Consider the following 1,499-nt stretch of genomic DNA (forward strand, 5'->3'; position numbering starts at 1 on the left):
TTAAAGTTTTTTTCAACCTTTTAAATCATTGTTGATGATAAGCAAGTTATGTTTTTCGTTGCTGTCAGAAGCAACTTTTATATAATAACAAGGATAGATGCTTTCGTCAAGACTTTTATGAGTAAATAATTTCTGTTTTTCTTAACAATCGATTCTACTAAGCTATTTATTATTATATAGAACATTTATTCTTTGCCAATTTTGAATAGTAAAGGGCCGGAGCTTCGCCTACTTTAATGAAAAAAAAAGCTAGTGATGGTGCTTCGTAGTTTGTTTTTATCCTCATGGAAGATAGATTGGCTCCGCTCGTGCCGCCTTAATTTGCATAGAGTCTGCCAACACTTCTATTTTTTCATTCAGGGATTGTGAGAGAGAAAACTCACAATTGTTTCCAAGCGATTTTTTACCTGCTGCCTGTATACTCTATAATAGCTGTTTCATTAATATTAACCCAGGATATAAACAGCGCTTCTTCAACCAGAAAACCAATTAAATTTAAATAGATAATTCAAATCTAAAAGAGGAACACATAATACATTGGATAGAGATACTTCAAAGAAAAAAGAAATGATTATTAATGTTTATAGAACATCTTTGGTTATTTTTACAGACAATAAGTACTGTTCCGTAAAGGCGGCAGAAAATTAGATAGCAGCGGCAATTTGCATAGTGGCGCTCTCTTCCATCGATTGACCGAATAAAAACATCCATAATCGATCAAATGATAAGTCGGTCGCCCTTCCTTAAAAAAGCAGGAATAGATTCGAAGGGGTTTACCGGACATAGTTTACAAAGTGGACTTTCCACAAACTCGGCAATGATGTCGATAAACTGATATTCCTATCATGAAACAAACCGATTATAAACCAGGGAAATGATCCGTTCGGTATGCACAAACAAGGCTAAAGTATAAAAATAATGCGAGTAGCATTTTAAAGAACCTATAAAACATGCCCATTTTGTAGAAAAATACTACTTAATTATACAATATTGTTAATTATTAAAGTTGTTTTAAAGAAGGGCTCTTTTCGTATAGATTGATGTTATTTAACCCGCAGCCTGAATAAACTTCACTTTCCCCGCAGGAGTCTACGTGTTTTCAGGCTGATCAGTGCTTCAGCCATGTTTATTATTTTATTCAAAAACAACAAACTTATAGAAAACAGCCTAAAGAAATATAAAAGGCTTGTTCGAGTGAACAAGCCTTTTATATTTCAAATTCTAATTAGGTTTTTACGCGCCTTAGAGGATTCGAACCTCTGACACACGGCTTAGAAGGCCGTTGCTCTATCCAGCTGAGCTAAAGGCGCAAATTATTATGACTGAAAGAGAGATTTAAATCATCGTGAAATTATCTGACTTACGCCCTTTGGTTCCTTTTCAGCTTATTATGTATTTTATAAAATGGCTCCGCAGGTAGGATTCGAACCTACGACCGTTCGGTTAACAGCCGAATGCTCTACCACTGAGCTACTGCGGAACAATAAGTATTTATCTGA

The 1,499-nt window shown here is 34.9% G+C and carries 2 tRNA genes; both read right to left on the reverse strand.

Annotated elements, in window-relative coordinates:
• Window positions 1-1,236 precede the first annotated feature (1,236 nt).
• A tRNA-Arg gene (locus tag ACTXGU_RS22195) sits at window positions 1,237-1,310 on the reverse strand.
• A 95-nt stretch (window positions 1,311-1,405) separates the two neighbouring features.
• Window positions 1,406-1,480 (reverse strand) — tRNA-Asn (locus ACTXGU_RS22200).
• Window positions 1,481-1,499: the final 19 nt, after the last annotated feature.

Origin of the sequence: Niallia sp. 01092 (genome assembly GCF_052318935.1) — a bacterium.
GTDB lineage: Bacteria > Bacillota > Bacilli > Bacillales > Cytobacillaceae > Niallia.